This is a genomic window from Clostridium sp. CM042 (assembly GCF_055080995.1).
The window spans coordinates 3,047,460-3,065,404 of sequence record NZ_CM143646.1; the positions used below are offsets into that span (position 1 = coordinate 3,047,460).

At 33.3% G+C, this 17,945-nt stretch carries 12 protein-coding genes; 11 read left to right on the forward strand and 1 reads right to left on the reverse strand.

Translation table 11 applies throughout. From position 1 onward, the window contains the following. Positions 1-256 precede the first annotated feature (256 nt). Positions 257-1,636, reverse strand: coding sequence for a radical SAM protein (locus ACWJJ7_RS14590; protein WP_462962728.1), 1,380 nt, complete (start codon positions 1,634-1,636; stop codon positions 257-259). 356 nt (positions 1,637-1,992) lie between these two features. Between ACWJJ7_RS14590 and uvrB the strand changes: the two genes are divergently transcribed. From uvrB to whiA, 11 genes are all read left to right on the forward strand, one after another. Beyond that, on the forward strand, positions 1,993-3,978 hold the full coding sequence (uvrB, locus tag ACWJJ7_RS14595; protein WP_462965003.1) for an excinuclease ABC subunit UvrB: 1,986 nt from the start codon (positions 1,993-1,995) through the stop codon (positions 3,976-3,978). Between the two features lie 25 nt (positions 3,979-4,003). Further along, a complete protein-coding gene (gene uvrA, locus ACWJJ7_RS14600) occupies positions 4,004-6,826 on the forward strand; it encodes an excinuclease ABC subunit UvrA (protein WP_462962729.1) in 2,823 nt (940 codons plus the stop codon). A gap of 69 nt (positions 6,827-6,895) precedes the next feature. Beyond that, positions 6,896-7,324: an FHA domain-containing protein gene (locus ACWJJ7_RS14605; RefSeq protein WP_462962730.1), complete on the forward strand. Its 429-nt coding sequence runs from the start codon at positions 6,896-6,898 to the stop codon at positions 7,322-7,324. A gap of 26 nt (positions 7,325-7,350) precedes the next feature. Continuing rightward, positions 7,351-8,595: an FtsW/RodA/SpoVE family cell cycle protein gene (locus tag ACWJJ7_RS14610; RefSeq protein ID WP_462962731.1), complete on the forward strand. Its 1,245-nt coding sequence runs from the start codon at positions 7,351-7,353 to the stop codon at positions 8,593-8,595. Then, positions 8,588-10,021 carry a peptidoglycan D,D-transpeptidase FtsI family protein gene (locus ACWJJ7_RS14615; protein WP_462962732.1) on the forward strand — a complete coding sequence of 478 codons (1,434 nt, stop codon included), beginning with the start codon at positions 8,588-8,590 and terminating at the stop codon, positions 10,019-10,021. The genes ACWJJ7_RS14610 and ACWJJ7_RS14615 overlap by 8 nt, the downstream gene beginning before the upstream one ends. A 200-nt stretch (positions 10,022-10,221) precedes the next feature. Continuing rightward, positions 10,222-12,090 carry an excinuclease ABC subunit UvrC gene (gene uvrC, locus ACWJJ7_RS14620; RefSeq protein WP_462962733.1) on the forward strand — a complete coding sequence of 623 codons (1,869 nt, stop codon included), beginning with the start codon at positions 10,222-10,224 and terminating at the stop codon, positions 12,088-12,090. A gap of 208 nt (positions 12,091-12,298) precedes the next feature. Further along, positions 12,299-13,216, forward strand: a complete 918-nt coding sequence (murB, locus tag ACWJJ7_RS14625) for a UDP-N-acetylmuramate dehydrogenase (RefSeq protein ID WP_462962734.1) — start codon at positions 12,299-12,301, stop codon at positions 13,214-13,216. 59 nt (positions 13,217-13,275) lie between these two features. Beyond that, on the forward strand, positions 13,276-14,361 hold the full coding sequence (hisC, locus tag ACWJJ7_RS14630; RefSeq protein ID WP_462962735.1) for a histidinol-phosphate transaminase: 1,086 nt from the start codon (positions 13,276-13,278) through the stop codon (positions 14,359-14,361). A 402-nt stretch (positions 14,362-14,763) separates the two neighbouring features. After that, complete coding sequence (rapZ, locus tag ACWJJ7_RS14635) at positions 14,764-15,648, forward strand: RNase adapter RapZ (protein ID WP_462962736.1); 885 nt, start codon at positions 14,764-14,766, stop codon at positions 15,646-15,648. Further along, entirely contained in the window at positions 15,645-16,982 is a 1,338-nt protein-coding gene (locus ACWJJ7_RS14640) for a gluconeogenesis factor YvcK family protein (protein ID WP_462962737.1), read from the forward strand. The genes rapZ and ACWJJ7_RS14640 overlap by 4 nt, the downstream gene beginning before the upstream one ends. A gap of 4 nt (positions 16,983-16,986) precedes the next feature. Then, positions 16,987-17,937, forward strand: a complete 951-nt coding sequence (gene whiA / locus ACWJJ7_RS14645; RefSeq protein WP_462962738.1) for a DNA-binding protein WhiA — start codon at positions 16,987-16,989, stop codon at positions 17,935-17,937. Positions 17,938-17,945 lie beyond the last annotated feature (8 nt).

Genomic DNA, 17,945 nt, shown 5'->3' on the forward strand with positions numbered 1-17,945 from the left:
TAGCTATGCATAATAGTATGAACTTTCTCCGGAAGTGATTTGAAATAAGAAGTGCAGAAACATTGAAAGTTGATTTAGAAATTCTTGTTTTGCTAATATAAAATTCTCGTGAGCCTGACTGGAAGGAAGGCTAGCGAACCGGCTGTAAGACGAATGTGAGTGCTAGAGGATTTTATATTTGCAAAACACTAGAATTTCTTAATCAACTTTCACGTTTCAAACTCTTATTTCAAATTACGCAGGAGAAAGTACATAATTAACCTTTTGATAATTCATCATTTCCTTTTTCATTAAAGGTCTCCTTCCACTCTTTATTGGCATAAGGTGTGAAAGCATTTGCAACCTTGTCAATATTTTCATGGAATTCTTTGTCGTTAAGCATAACATCTCCAGCAGCATCAGTTGGTTTAGCACCAACCTTTTGACATACATCTTTTATTACATTAGTATTATCTATCATCATACATGGTCTTAACATATTTTTGTTGTATGGCTGTCTATGTCTTAATTCTTTAAAGAAAGGATCCCTAAAAGCATCAATTAGTGGTCTTCCCTTTAAATTAACTGTTGAGAAATGTGCAAATATGCATGGTTCTGCATCCTCTTTTGAATTGATATGAAAGAAGTATTTACCAGCTATACACCCACCTACTAGTGGAGCGTCATTAAAGAAATCAATTGTAAAATATGGTTTTGTTGTTCTTATTTCATTAGTTCTTCTTCCAAGTCTTATTCTCTGCTCTGGTGTAAGCATCATATCAAACTGTGGATGTGAACTTACCGGCATAAACAAGAAATACCAACTTAATTTAGAACCTTTTTCAATTAGCATATCAGTAAATTTATCAGATAACACATCATCTATGTTAGTTCTTGTAACACATGTTGAAACTCCGAATAAAACTCCTCTTTCTTTAAGCAGATCCATAGCATGTATAACTTTTGCGAATGTACCCTTTCCTCTTCTTGCTTCTGTATCTTCTTCAAAGCCCTCAATCGAGAGCATTGGGAATACATTTGAACATTTTTGTATCCTATTGGCAATTTCGTCAGTTATAAGAATGCCACTAGTAAACGGGGAGAACATCATGTCATCAAATTTTTCATATATATCGAGTAGATAGTCATTATAGAAAGGTTCACCCCCAAGTATTATTATCCAGTATATTCCCAAATCTCTTGCTTCTTTAATTAATCTCTCTACTTCTACAGGTGGAATATCAGTATCTTTACTATAATTAGATGCATAGCAGCCAACGCAGTGTAAAGGACATCTCATAGATGGACTGATTAGCAAAACAAGTGGTATTTTTGTATCTTCGTCGGTTAAAAATTTGTTGCGTTTTGCACCAGCATACCAATTTGCATTTGCAAAGAAATTAGTAACCAATTTCTTAAGACAATTTGTGTCTGTATTAGTTAATATATTTTGTATATAATCATGTGTTGGTGGGTTGTTCTTGTAATAACTATAGACAAAATCTATTTGTTTTAGTTGAGATTCATCTTTTATTAGTTTACTTACATTCTCAAAAATTTTGTCAACATTTCTTTCTGGGTTCTTATCTAGATAATTAAGTAAAGTCTCCATGATTTTAGATTTCACACCTTTTTCTAAAGAATTCATAATACTCACAACAATTCCTCCATTTAAAATATTTTTTTATGCAGTATATTATTATTTAATGAGAATCAACTAAAATTAATCGTTAATTTTGTTTATATGCATATAGGTGATTATATATATATAGTATCTATTTCTGTAATTTAGAATAAAATGTAACCAATGAAAATTTTTAACGGTAAATTAGCTAGAACTATTGTTGAAAGAACTATGAATGGTGTTAATTATAATCTTTAAATTTTTTTAATTTATAGCAGTTGAATAGTTTTTGTGAATTAGTATAGGATATATTGACATATGGAAAATTTATAGTTAAAATGGAGGTAACGAACAAATGTTCAGAAAAAGGAATACAAGGCGGTGATTTTATGCATGAGTTTAAGTTACATTCAAAGTTTAAACCTACTGGAGATCAACCACGGGCAATTGATAGCATTGTGTGCGGAATTGAAGAAGGTAAAAAGTTTCAAACTCTTAAAGGAGTAACGGGGTCAGGTAAGACTTTTACCATGGCTAATATTATTGAGAGGGTTCAAAAGCCTACATTGGTGCTTGCTCATAATAAGATCTTAGCAGCACAGCTTTGCTCAGAGTTTAGAGAATTTTTTCCTGATAACTGTGTTGAGTATTTTGTTTCATATTATGATTATTATCAGCCAGAGGCTTATATTGCACAGACGGATACATTTATAGAAAAAGATTCATCTGTTAACGATGATATTGATAAATTAAGACATTCAGCTACATCGGCATTACTAGAGCGTAACGATGTTATTGTGGTGGCTTCGGTTTCATGTATATATGGACTTGGTAACCCCGAGGAGTATAAAAAGCTTACAGTGTCATTAAGGGTTGGCATGGAAAAGGATAGAAATGAAGTAATAAGACATTTAGTAGATATACAGTATGAAAGAAATGATATTAATTTTATTCGTGGAACCTTTAGAGTGAGAGGTGACACTATAGATATATTTCCTGCTTCGTCGTCAAGTGAAGGAATTAGAGTAGAGTTTTTTGGAGATGAAATAGAAAGGATTAGATCATTTGATTCTCTTACAGGAGAAATTATTGGAACCCTAAAACATGTATCCATTTTCCCGGCTTCCCATTTTGCTACATCCAAAGATAAATTAGAACAAGGCATAGCTCAAATAGAGCAGGAGCTTGAGGAGAGGTTAAAGGAGCTTACTTCAGAGGACAAAGCTTTAGAGGCACAAAGACTTAAGCAAAGAACAAACTATGATATTGAAATGATGAGAGAGGTTGGCTACTGTACTGGTATAGAGAACTATTCTAGAATTTTAGATGGTAGGGCTGCTGGAACGGCACCTCAAACATTGATGCATTATTTCCCTAAGGATTTCTTAATGTTTATAGATGAGAGCCATGTAACTCTTCCGCAGGTTAGAGCAATGTTTGGTGGGGATAAATCAAGAAAGACTAATTTAATTGAATATGGATTTAGACTTCCATCAGCATATGATAATAGACCGCTAACTTTTCAGGAGTTTGAGGGTACTATGAATGAAACGATTTTTGTAAGTGCAACTCCAAACGTTTATGAAGCAGAACATAGTGAGAATGTGGCAGAACAAGTAATAAGACCTACGGGATTATTGGATCCTGAAATAGTTATAAGGCCAGTTAAGGGGCAAATAGATGATTTATATGCAAGAATTCAGGAAACAATAAAAAGAGGCTTTAGGGTTTTAGTTACAACCCTTACAAAAAAAATGTCAGAAGATTTGACTAAATACTTTAAAGAAATGAATATGAAAATTACATATTTACATTCGGATATTGATACCATAGAAAGAATGAAAATTATCCAAGATCTTAGGCTAGGTACTTTTGATGTGCTAGTAGGTATAAATCTTTTGAGAGAAGGATTAGATATTCCAGAAGTAGCTCTTGTTGCAATACTCGATGCAGATAAAGAAGGGTTTTTACGTTCTGAAACCTCATTAATTCAAACAATAGGAAGAGCTGCAAGAAATTCAGAGAGCAAGGTACTAATGTATGCAGACAAAATTACAAAGTCTATGAAAAAGGCTATGGATGAAACTACAAGGCGTAGAGGAATTCAGATGGAATATAATGAAGAACATGATATAGTGCCAACCACTATTGTAAAAGATATTAGGGAAGTAATCGGATCTATAACAGTTGCGGAGGATAAAGAGGTATATGAAACCCTTGAAGCTGCAATGGATGCGAATTACGATGAAACTAAAAAGTTAATGGATAAGTATGAAAATGAGATGAAGCAAGCAGCTAAGGATTTACATTTTGAAAGAGCGGCGCAACTCCGCGATATAATTTATAAACTCAAGAAGCAGATTAAAAATATATAATTGTGTTGTAACAGAGGAGGAAAACATGAGGGATAAAATTTTTATAAAGGGTGCTAAGGTTCACAATTTAAAAAATGTTGATTTGGAGATACCGAGAGATAAATTTGTAGTGTTTACTGGACTTTCAGGGTCTGGTAAATCTTCACTTGCTTTTGATACATTATATGCAGAGGGACAAAGAAGGTATGTGGAGTCATTATCTGCATATGCAAGGCAGTTTTTAGGTAATATGGATAAGCCAGATGTTGAGTACATAGAGGGGTTATCTCCTGCTATTTCTATAGATCAGAAAACTACTAACAGAAATCCACGTTCCACAGTGGGTACTGTGACTGAAATTTATGATTATTTGAGACTTCTTTATGCTAAAGTAGGGATGCCTCATTGTCCTAAATGTGGTAAGGAGATTTCTCAGCAAACTGTAGACCAGATGGTGGATAGAATAATGGATATGCCAGAGAAAACTAAGATTTCAATTTTATCTCCTGTGATAAGGGGAAAAAAAGGTGAACATGTCAAGATAATAGAAAATATTAAAAAAAATGGTTTTGTTCGAGCTAGGATAGATGGTAATACAGTAGAGCTTATGGAAGAAGAAATAAAACTCGCAAAGACTAAGAAACATAATATAGAGATAGTAATAGACAGAATTTCCGTAAAAGAAGAAGTACGCGCAAGGCTTTCTGAATCTTTAGAGAGTGCATTAAAACTAGCAGAGGGGACTGCAATTGCTAGCATTTCTGGCGGTGAAGATATTCTTTTTAGTGAGCATTTTGCCTGTATTGATTGCGGCATTAGCCTTGGAGAATTGGCTCCTAGGATGTTTTCGTTTAATTCTCCATATGGTAAGTGCGACACTTGCGACGGCCTTGGTACTCTTATGGAAATTGAAGAGGATTTAATAATACCAGATAAAAGTAAGAGTATTAAAGGTGGCGCCATTTTGTCTTTTGGGGAAGGTAGTCTTAAGGAGGATTCCTGGACTTTTTCTGTGCTTCGGGCAATAAGTGAAAAATATAAGTTTAGCTTAGATACGCCTATAGAAGACTATGAACCAGAAATTCTTAAAATATTACTGTACGGAACTAATGGAGAGAAAGTTAAGGTGGAGTATGTTAAGGAGTTTAGATCAGGTACTTTTAATCATTCTTATGAAGGAATTATAAACAATTTAAAAAGACGATATTTTGAAACCTCGTCAGATTATATAAAAAGAGAAATTGAACAATATATGGGTGATAATGCATGCCCTAAGTGCAAGGGAGCAAGGTTAAGCCCAGAGGCACTAGCCGTAACTGTTGGGGATAAGAATATAAGCGAGTTTTGTCAATTGTCTATTGTAGATGAAGTTATATTTTTAAAAGATATCAAATTATCAGAGAAAAATAAGATTATATCTAATCAAATTTTTAAGGAAATAAATGATAGACTTAATTTTTTAAAGGATGTAGGACTTGATTATTTGAATTTAGCTAGAGCGGCAGGTACATTGTCTGGTGGAGAAGCGCAGAGAATAAGGCTAGCTACTCAGATAGGATCAAGCCTAATGGGAGTTTTATATATTTTAGATGAACCTAGTATTGGTCTTCATCAAAGGGATAATGCAAAACTTATAAAGACATTAAAGCATTTAAGGGATATAGGTAATACATTAATTGTGGTGGAGCATGATGAAGATACCATGAAGGCGGCAGATTTTATTGTAGATGTTGGGCCAGCAGCTGGCGAACATGGTGGAGAAATTGTGGCTACCGGAACAATTGAGGATATAAAAAACTGTGAAAGGTCAATTACAGGTCAATATTTAAGTGGTGAAAAGAAGATAGATGTCCCGAAGGTGACGAGAGTATCTAATGGAAATAGTATAAAAATACTTAATGCAAGGCAAAATAACCTTAAAAATGTTAGCGTGGACTTTCCGCTAGGTGTATTCACTGCAGTCACTGGTGTTTCAGGTTCTGGAAAGAGTACTTTAGTTAATGAAATTCTATACAAAGGTCTTAACAAAAAGGTAAATAAGTCTAAAAAGAATCCAGGGCTTCATAAAGATATAATAGGCGCAGAGAATATAGATAAAATCATAAATATTGACCAAGGGCCTATAGGGCGTACTCCAAGATCTAATCCAGCTACATATACAGGAGTATTTGATATCATTCGAGATGTTTTCTCAATGAGTCCAGAAGCTAAGATGCGGGGTTATAAGCCAGGTAGATTTAGCTTTAATGTAAAGGGCGGAAGATGTGAGGCTTGCAAGGGTGATGGAATAATTAAAATAGAAATGCAATTTTTATCTGATGTATATGTGCCTTGTGAGGTTTGCAAAGGAAAGAGATATAATAGAGAAACTTTAGAGGTTAAGTATAAAGGGAAAAATATTGATGAAATTTTAAATATGACTGTTGAGGAAGCTGTAAAGTTCTTTGAAAATATTCCTAGAATTTCTAGCAAATTTAAAACACTGATGGATGTTGGACTCGGATATGTAAGGCTAGGTCAACCATCAACACAATTGTCTGGTGGTGAGGCTCAAAGAATTAAACTTGCTTCTGAATTATCTAAGAGAAGTACTGGCAAGACCTTTTATATTTTAGATGAGCCTACTACAGGACTTCATATTGATGATGTTAGTAAACTTATTAAAATACTTCAAAGACTTGTAAATTCAGGAAATACAGTAGTTGTAATTGAGCATAATTTAGATGTTATAAAGTGTGCGGACTATGTTATAGACTTGGGTCCTGAGGGCGGAGATAAGGGAGGCAGCATTTTGTGCAGTGGGACCCCAAAAGAAATATCCTTAAATCTAAATTCATATACAGGACAATATCTTAAAAAAATGTTATAATTCATATAAGGCTAGCTTACTAAATTAATGCTAGTCTTTGATTATGAGTTAAAGAGGAGAAAGTGAGTTATGGCTAATATAAGCTTGTTTTTGAGATATGCAATTATAGCGATTATTTACATTATAATAATATTTGCTTTGAAAATAATGTATAAAGACATAAAAGGCGGTGCAAAGAAGAAGCCAATTATTAAGAAAACTATGGGGCTTGAGGTTATAGAAAGAGGAGAAAATTTTAATTTAAGAATCGGCGCGGTTATCCCTCTAAATGATGTGCTTACCATAGGCAGAAAGGGAGATAATCTTTTAATCTTGGGGGACAAATACGTGTCATCTCAGCATGCAAGAATATATCTTAAAAACACGGATTATATTTTGCAGGATCTGAGAAGTACTAATGGAACCCTTAAAAACAACAAAAAAGTAACGGACAAGGTAGGAATAAAAAAGGGCGATGAAATTAAAATAGGAACTTCAATTTTTAAAGTTATAGGATAAATTATGAGTGCGAGCGAGGTGATAGTATGGAAAAGATAAAGGAAGAGAGGAAGCTTCTAAGGTATACTTATCTTTTATGCATAGTTTTATTTGCTAATATGTTTTTTATTGGTAAAAATGGATTTGATAAAGGCGCAATAATAATGGGAGCGATAATATGCTTGATGTTTGCGTATTCTCATTTTATAATAAGAAGATTTTTCCCTGATGGTGACAAATATATTTTACTGTTTTCAAATGTTTTAGCGGTTATAGGTATGGCGATGTTATATAGGTTAGACTCATCTCTTGCACTTAAACAACTTATTTTTTATGCAGTTGGAATTGCCATTTTCATTTTAGTGGTAGTGCTTTTTCCTAGCTTATCTAAGTTTGGAAAGTACAAATATGTTTATATGATATGTACAATTATACTTATGGCATTGGGAAGTATATTTGGAGCAGAAGTTTATGGAGCTAAAAACTGGATATCTATTGGTGGATTTAGTTTCCAACCATCAGAATTTGCTAAATTATCTTTGGTAGCATATTTAGCAGCAGCGTTACAGAATTATGGAGAAAATTCCAAAAAAAAGCCAGAGTTTATGGAAATTAAGGGCTTAATTGAGCCTGGAATTGTAGTTATGATATCCCTTGGGTTAATGGTAAAGCAAACTGATTTAGGATCAGCACTTTTATTTTTTGCTATTTCAGTGACCATGTTATACATTGCTACTTCAAATTTTAAATATGTTCTAGTATGTTTAGGACTTTTTATTATAGGCGGATTTATAAGCTATAAACTTTTTGGACATGTTCGTGTAAGGTTTATGACCTGGAATGACCCATGGAAATATGCTAACAGTGGAGGACATCAGGTGGTACAATCTTTAATTTCTATAGCCTCCGGTGGTCTTTTTGGAGCAGGTCTTGGGCTTGGGCACCCTGGAATGGTTCCTGTAGTTACTACAGATTTTATTTTTTCGGCTATTTCTGAGGAGATGGGCCTTCTTACTGGGTTTGCTATCCTTATTTTATATTTTTTACTGTTTTATAGATGCATGAGGGTACCTGTTTATAGTAAAGATAGATTTACAAGGTTACTTGCAGTGGGTTATAGCACGATGATAGCTGCCCAAGTATTGGTCATAGTAGGTGGGGTAGTTGGAGCTATTCCACTAACGGGTATAACGCTGCCATTAGTTAGTTCGGGTGGTAGTTCTATGTTAATAACTTTCTTTTCGCTAGGTATACTTCAAAAAATTTCGGAGGACGGTCAAAGTTATGAATGATTTTGTGGATAATATAAAAAAGGTCATGTTGGTGTTTTTAATACTTTTTATTGCATTAATTTCCTACATAACTTATTCATATATGTTTAGGAGTGAAGAGATATTAGATAGTGCATTTAACAGGAGGACTTCGGCTGAGAGAAATAAGGTATTAAGGGGAACGATTTACGATAAAGATATGAAAGCTTTAACAAAAAGTACGAAAACAGGTGAAACGTCTCAAAAACTAGAATATTTGCAAGGGCCAGTTTTTGCCCATGCTATAGGGTATATGGATACTGTATATAATCTTGCTGGTCTTGAAAAAAAATACGATAAAGAACTTATGGGGGTTGGAGACACGGCAATTCCAAAGTTTGTTTTCTTTAGTAAAGATACTGAAGGGAAGGTTGGAAATGGATTAAGAACTACTCTTGATTCAAAGCTTCAAAATAAAGCTTATGAACTTTTAAAGAATACAGAATGTAAAGGTGCGGTAGTGGCGATGAATCCAAAAACTGGCGAAGTTTTAGCTATGGTATCTAATCCATCTTATGACCCAAATAATTTAGAAAGAGATATGAAAGCTTTAAATGCAGATAAAGAAGGGACACCGCTACTTAACAGAGCAACATCTGGGCTATATCCACCAGGGTCTGTATTTAAAACTATTCCGGCGATAAGCGCTTTAGAAAATATCACTAATGCTTATAATAAGGGATACCAGGATAATGGCAAATTAGTTGTCAATGGAACACAACTATTGACAAATTATAATGGCGAAGTTTTAGGAAATTTAAATCTTAAATCTGCTTATGTGCATTCTAGTAATGTGTTTTTTGGGTCTTTAGGTATTGATTTAGGAAATAATGCACTAAAGGAAACCGCAGAAAAGTTTTATTTTAACAAGAACATCCCATCTGAAGGGTTAACTATAGAGAATAGTAGATTTCCAAGCTATAAAAGCTATGAGAAAGGTAATATTGCTCAAAGTGCTATAGGTCAGGCGGGGGTTTTAGTTACTCCTATTCAAATGGCATTAGTTGCAAGCGCTGTTGCTAATGATGGTATTATGATGCAACCAATGCTTGTTAAAGAAATATTGGATAGCAAGGGTAAATCTTTAAAAAAAATAGAACCGAAGCAACTAGGAGAAGTGACATCAAAGGAAAATGCTAGTACCATGAAGGATTTAATGAGAGGCGTTGTAACTGAAGGTACAGGCGGTAATGCAGCTGTGTCAGGCATTGAGGTTAGTGGAAAAACTGGTACTGCAGATCATAAAGCTGATGCTGGTGCGCAAAGGGCTGCTCATTCCTGGTTTACTGGATTTGCACCCTATGATAATCCTGAAATTGTCATATCGGTAATTGTAGAAGAGGGTGGAGTTGGTGGTAAAAAAGCTGCCCAAGTAACTAGAGATCTTATTGAAAGTTATCTAAAATAAAGCATTAACATTGCAGCTCCGCAGGATATGAGTTAATGGTGTAAAACATGAAAATATTTGTGCATAATAGTAAAGAAAGTCAGATATTGAAATAATATCTGACTTTCTTATTAGAAATAAGATAGCTACATGATATATGGAGCAATTTGTAATACATTGCCCAGGAAATTTAACGACAGGTCAGAAGGGGGTGCTCTAATGTGTTTGATTTTGAATATCAACTAAAGATTCTTCCAGATGCACCAGGAGTGTATCTTATGAGAAATCATCTTGGTGAAATAATATATGTGGGCAAGGCTAAAATATTAAAAAATAGAGTAAGACAATATTTTAAGGGTTCAAAAAATCATTCTGTAAAAGTAAGGGCTATGGTGAAAAATATATCTGAGTTTGAATATATAGTAACGGATTCAGAAATGGAGGCACTTATTTTAGAGTGTAATCTTATTAAAAGATATAGCCCAAGATATAATATTTTGCTTAAGGATGATAAACACTATCCCTTTATAAAGATAACTATAAATGAGGAATTTCCACGGGTTTTTGTAACTAGAAACATTGCAAATGATGGCGGAAAATATTTTGGACCGTATACAGATTCAGCAGCTGTATATAGCACTATTGAACTTATAAAACAAATATACCCACTTAGGACGTGTAGGCGGACTATTAAAGAGGGACTGCCCCCTACACGGCCTTGCTTGAACTATCATATTGGGCTGTGCAAAGCCCCTTGTGCAGGGCTTATTAGTAAAGAAGATTATGGGAAAATTATAAAAGGTACAATGGACCTACTGACAGGAAAAGACAAAAATATAAAAGATGAGCTAAAGCGAAAAATGGAAAGTGCATCGGAAGATTTAGAATTTGAAAAAGCTGTGGTGTTTCGCGATAAAATCATGGCCATAGATAAAATAAATGAGAAGCAAAAGATTATAATAGGAAATTGCGAGAATGAAGATTTTATTAATCTATATGTTGATGAAAAAGATGTTTGCCTTCAGGTATTTTTTCTTCGAGATGGTAAGATAGTAGGGCGTGAACATTTTATTTTAAATGATGAAGCGGATCAGGTAGGTTATGAGCTTATAGAAGAATTTATAAAGAGATTTTATGGAGGGGCAGCCTTTATTCCTAAAATAATATACGTGCCTTTCATAAATGAGGGAGAGATTCTAGAGCAGTGGCTTAGCTCAAAAAAAGAATCAAAAGTTATGATTAAGGTTCCTCAAAAGGGAGAAAAGAAAAAGACATTAGAGATGGTAGAAAATAATGCTAAGATAACCCTTGAACAATTTAAATTAAAGGATATGCAGGATAAGGAAATTCACAAAATGGCACTGGGGGAGCTTACAGACTTATTGGAATTAGATGAAATACCTGAAAGAATTGAGTCCTATGATATCTCAAATATAATGGGTGTGGATTCTGTAGGTAGCATGGTAGTTTTTGAAGATGGAAAGCCTAAAAGCAGTGATTATAGAAGGTTTAAAATAAAATCAGTAATAGGAGCTAACGATTATGATAGTATGCGAGAAATACTAGAGAGAAGGTTTATTCGTGGACTAGATGAAGTGGAAAAAATAAAAGAAAGAAATTTAGAATTAAGTAAAGGAAAGTTTTGTATATTTCCAGATTTAATTCTTATGGATGGTGGAAAAGGTCAGGTCAATGTGGCCCTGGAGGTTTTAAATAGTCTTAATATTAATATACCTGTATGCGGAATGGTTAAGGATGATAAGCACAAAACTAGAGGTTTAATATATAATAATGTAGAGCGAGTTATGAGAGGTAATTCTCAAAGCATGCACTTGATTACTAGAATACAGGATGAGGTGCATAGATTCGCTATTACTTATCACAGAACTTTAAGAGATAAAAGAACTCTGTATTCTATATTAGATAATATACCTAATATAGGGGAAAAGAGAAGAAGAGAGCTATTAAAGAAATTTGGTAGCATTGATAAGATAAAAAGTGCAAGTTTTAAGGAACTAATGGAGACTCCCTCTATGGACAGTAAGGCTTCAGAATGTGTTTTAGAATATTTTAAAAAGGGTAAATTGTGAATATTGAAATAATAATCAAATATGTCAGAGAAATTAACAATGAATAATGATTAGTTAAATCGTTGAAATATCTCAGTAAAAAGGGTAAAATAAAAGCACTATATAATTCCAGAGCATAAATTATAGGATTTATGATCTATAAAGCATAAAACATATGCTTTATGCTCTGGAAGTACATAAATATATTAATATTTTCAAGGAGTAGAATATGAAAAAATATGAGGAACTAATTAAACAAATAGATAAAGTGACTGGAAGATCAAACATAAAGATAGATGAACCTATGAAAAACCATACTTCTTTCAAAGTAGGTGGACCAGCTGATATTTTAGTGACCCCAGAAGATGTGATGGAAGCTCAGGCAATAATAAAAATTTGTAAAGAAAATAAAGTGAATTATTATTTAATAGGAAATGGTTCTAATTTACTTGTACGTGACGGTGGAATTCGCGGAGTAGTTATAAAGCTATGTAAGCTTAATAAAATTGAGGTAAAAGGAAATAAGGTAATCGCTCAAAGTGGAGCAAGTTTATATGATGTTACCATGGTGGCACTCGGTGAAGGACTTAAAGGAATGGAATTTGCAAATGGAATTCCAGGTAGCATCGGTGGGGCGGCAGCTATGAATGCAGGAGCATATAATGGTGAAATGTCTATGGTTCTCGAGAGTATATTAGCTCTTGATAATAATGGGGAATTATTAACTTTAACTAAAGGCGAAATGGAGCTTTCTTATAGGAGTAGCGCAATTCTAAAACATGGATATGCGGTAATAAGTGTTACTCTTAATCTCAATGAAGGAGATAAGGAGATTATAAAAGCAAGGATGGACGACCTTGCAAAAAAAAGAAGTGATAAACAACCTTTAGAATACCCATCGGCGGGTAGTACATTTAAAAGACCGGAGGGTCATTATGCAAGTGTGCTTATACAAGATTGTGCTTTAAAGGGGACTTCTGTTGGGGATGCTCAAGTGTCTCAGAAACATTCGGGTTTTATTATTAATAGAAAAAATGCTAGTGCTAAGGACATTTTGGATTTGATAAAGCTTGTGCAGCATGAAGTTTATGAAAAATTTGGGGTAAAGCTTACTACTGAAGTAAAGATATGGGGAGAAGACAAATGAACCTCTAAAGGAGATTCATCTTCTAAGGAGGATTAAATGTAATTATATAGGGGGAAATTATGGAATACATGGTACGGAAAGAAATTTTGGGTTTAAGTAGTTATAAGTCAGGTAAGCCTATAAGTGAAGTTAAGAGAGAATTGGGGCTTGATGAGGTTGTAAAGCTTGCGTCTAATGAGAATGCACTAGGATGTTCGCCAAAGGTAAAAAAAGCATTAAGAGAATTAGTAGATGAAACTCATATGTACCCAGATGCATCAAACCACGAATTGAAGGATGTAATAAGCGCAAAATTAGGGGTGAATCCTCAACAGATTGTGTGCAGTACAGGCTCTGATTCATTGGTCAGAGTAATCGCAAACACTTTCTTAGAACCAGGAGATGAATCTATAATGGCGGAGGTTACCTTCTCTAGATATGGGGATGCAACAAAGCTTATGGGAGCTACTAGTGTCATAATACCTATGGATAATAATGCGATACATATAGAAAAAATGGTAGATGCAATAACTGAGAAAACAAAACTTATATGGTTTTGTAACCCTAATAATCCTACAGGAACTATATTTACTAAAGCACAATTTGCGAGAGTAATAAACAAAATACCAGACCATGTATTAATAATTATGGATGAGGCTTACGGTGAATATGTAATTTCAGAAGACTTCCCAAATTCTTTAGAATATTTAAATGATTATCCTAATATGATTATTCTAAGAACTTTTTCTAAATATTACGGATTAGCATCTCTAAGATGTGGATACGGAATAGCTAGTGAGGAATTATGTTCGTACCTTAACAGAGTTATTGGACCTTTTGATGTTAATTTATATGCACAAAAAGCAGCGATAGCAGCACTTAAGGATGAAGAGTTTTTAAAACTAGTATTTGAAACAAATGTAGTTGGAAAAAAGTATTTATATAAGCAATTTGAGTTAATGGATCTGCAGTACATAGAAACAAACACTAATTTTCTTATGGTGGATACAAAAATTGATGATAAGGAAGTTTTTGATAAGTTACTTTTAAAAGGTATTATTGTAAGACCAGGACATTTATTAGGTATGCCAGGATGGCTTAGAGTTACAATTGGTACACTAAAACAAAATGAGTTATTTATAAAAGCTTTAAAAGAGATTTTATAAATAAATAATAAATATTTTTATGCGCAAAAAAAAGTATATATTACGTATAATGCATTGAAGCGAACTTTAGAACTTCTTATTTTATTTTTAATTAAGATGCGTTAAGAAAAACATATGTTTGAGCGATAGCGAATTTATATATTGCGACAGTGAGTTTATGTTTTTTAGCAGATTAATTAAAAATAAAATTAGTAGTTCTTAGCGAAGTGAATGCATTAATAGTAATATATACTTTTTTCTTTTTTATGTTTACCTTTCTATAAACGCTCCATGTGTTATAATAAAAAATGAGAAGGTATTAGTACAATGCAGTAAATGAGCCTCTAAAGTGAATTTATTAGTAATATTAAAATATTAGTAGTTGTAGTAATTATTATTTTTTTTATATAGGGGGGTTTTTAAATGAGATTTGTTATATTGACAGGGTTATCAGGCGCTGGAAAAACACAGACAATACGAAATCTTGAGGATTTAGGATTTTTTTGTGTAGACAATTTGCCACCTATAATAATTCCGAAATTTGCGGAGGCATGTTATCAATCTAACGGTAATATAGATAGAATTGCTTTAGTTATAGATATTCGTGGTGGAAAGTTTTTTGATGATTTATTTGAAAGCTTAACCTTTTTAAAAGAACAAGAATATAAATATGAAATTTTGTTTTTAGAGGCAACAGATGAAGTACTTGTTAAAAGGTATAAAGAGACAAGGAGAAAACATCCGCTAGCACCAGCGGGAAGAGTTTTAAATGGAATTGCTACTGAAAGAAAAAAACTTAAAGATATACGTGAGCGTGCTGACCATATAATTAATACTACTAAACTTTCAGCAAGAGAGCTTAAGGAAGAAATAAGTAATATTTATGAAGAGGAAGGCCAGATAGAAACTAAACTTATTATAACTGTACTTTCTTTTGGATTTAAATATGGAATACCTGTGGATTCAGATTTAGTATTTGATGTTAGGTTTTTGCCAAATCCATATTATATTCCAGAGCTTAAGCAGTATTCAGGTAATGATCAACCTGTTAGGGATTATGTGCTAGAGTTTGAGGGGACTAAAATATTTATAGAGAAGCTTCGAGATATGCTAGAATTTCTCATCCCAAATTATAAAAAAGAGGGAAAAAGGCAACTTATAGTTTCTATAGGATGTACAGGGGGAAGACACCGATCTGTAGCTATAGCAAATAAAATTCATGAAATGTTAGATCAGGATGGTTATAACGCTAATATAGATCACAGGGATATAAATGAAGATGTGAATAGAGGTGGCGGGAAGTTATGATGCCTAGTGATTTGCTGAAGCCTGGAATTAATTTAAAAAGGTGGATTCTTCTAGGAATTGTAGGTGGCTTGTTATTAGTTTTTGGGATTGTTGAACTTATAAATGAAGAATATTTTTCTGTAAGAAATATAAGTTTTACGATACTTTTCATAGTGCTTGGATCTTTGATGATATATGTAGCTATAATACAAATTGTTAAATATTTTACTATGTTAATAAATACAGGAAAGCTAGATGTCGCTTTAAGTTCAAAAAGCTTAGGGGATTTAATATATGAAAAGAAGGTACTTATAAAAGGACCTAAAATTGTAGTAATCGGAGGAGGTACTGGTTTATCAACTATGCTCCGAGGATTAAAGAAATATACCAATAATATAACTGCAATAGTTACAGTAGCAGATGATGGTGGGGGATCAGGTGTTTTAAGAGAAGATTTAGGCATTCTCCCACCAGGGGATATTAGGAATTGTATGTTAGCATTAGCAGATACGGAACCATTAATGGATGAATTATTGCGCTATAGATTTAAAGATGGAAGATTAAAGGACCAAAACTTTGGTAATTTATTTTTAGCAGCAATGGATGGGATTTCAAATAATTTCGAAGAAGCTGTGCAGAAAATGAGTTCAGTCCTGGCTGTAACTGGAAGGGTTATCCCAGTTACTTTAGATAATATGATTTTAAAAGCAAAACTTAAGAATGGAATGATAATTGACGGAGAATCAAATATACCAAAAGGCGTTCTTGAAAATAATAGTGCTATTGATGAGGTTTTTATAGAACCTAAAGACGCGAAAGCAATTAAGGAAGCATTAGTTGCTATAAATGAAGCGGATGCGGTAATACTCGGACCAGGAAGTCTATATACTAGCATTATTCCCAATCTATTAGTACGGGAAATAAGAAATGCATTAGATAAAACAAGAGCCATAAGAATTTATGTGGCAAATATTATGACTCAGCCAGGGGAAAGTGATAACTTTGGTGTGAAAGACCATATAGAGGCTATACATCAACATGCTAAATGCAAGATTATTGATTGCGTTTTAGTAAACATAGGGAAAATAGGTAGCGATTTAGAACAAAAATATCTTAATGAAAATTCCAATATGGTTAATATAAATGAAGATGAAATCACAAAGCAAGGCATAGAGGTAATTAAGAGCGATTTTGTTAAAATTGGAAAAGGATATATAAGACATGATGAAGATAAGCTTGCAACCATTTTGGTAGAAACAATTATGGAGAAAAAGCTATTTAATGATAAAAAGAAAATAGTAGAGTATGTTTATTTATCACAAAGGCTTAAAGAAAATAAACGCAGTAAGGGGTAGTATAATGTCATTTTCGTCTAAGGTTAAAAATGAAATTTGTAGATTTACAGAAATGAGTAAGGAAGAAGCCGTGTCTGAGCTGGCTGCTATAATGAAGGTTAGTGGAACTATTGGACTTGGTTCAAATAAACAAGTTAATTTCCAAATAACTACTGAGAATCCTGCAATAGCAAGACTTATATTTAAATTATTAAAGGAACATTTTAATATTCATCCTAGATTACTAGTTAAGAGAAGTAATTCACTTAAGAAAAAGAATGTTTATGTGGTTATAATTACCGAAGAAATGGGAGTTAAAGAGTTATTAAAGCAAGTGGCGGTCCTCGAGGATGAGAACTTTTTTTCAATAGATTATACTATACCTGAAAGGCTAATTGATGCGGAAGAGTGCAAGCGTAAATATATAAGAGGGGCTTTTCTAGGTGGCGGAAGTATTAGTAATCCAGAGAAAAATTACCATGTAGAGTTTGTTACACATGATAATGACTATGCAGAGGAGCTGTGCACTCTTATTAATAGCTATGGACTATTATCAAAAATAATACAAAGAAAAAGCAGTTACGTAATTTATATTAAAGAGGGTGAGCAGATTGTAGACCTCCTTAATATAATTGGCGCACATAACTCATTATTATTTCTAGAGAATGTAAGAATAATGAAGGAAATGAGAAACAATGTAAATAGGCTTGTGAACTGCGAAACGGCAAATCTTAGTAAAACAGTAAATGCGTCAGTAAGACAAGTGGAAAGTATTAAATTAATACAAATGGAAATAGGGCTTCAAAGATTGCCTAAAAATTTAAGGGAAATTGCGGAGTTAAGACTAGAATACCCAGATGAATCACTAAAGGAACTTGGTGCAATACTTGAGCCGCCAGTAGGTAAATCTGGGATTAACCATAGATTAAGAAGAATAGAGAAAATTGCTGAAGAATTAAGGAAAGAAGGAAGGTAAAATATATA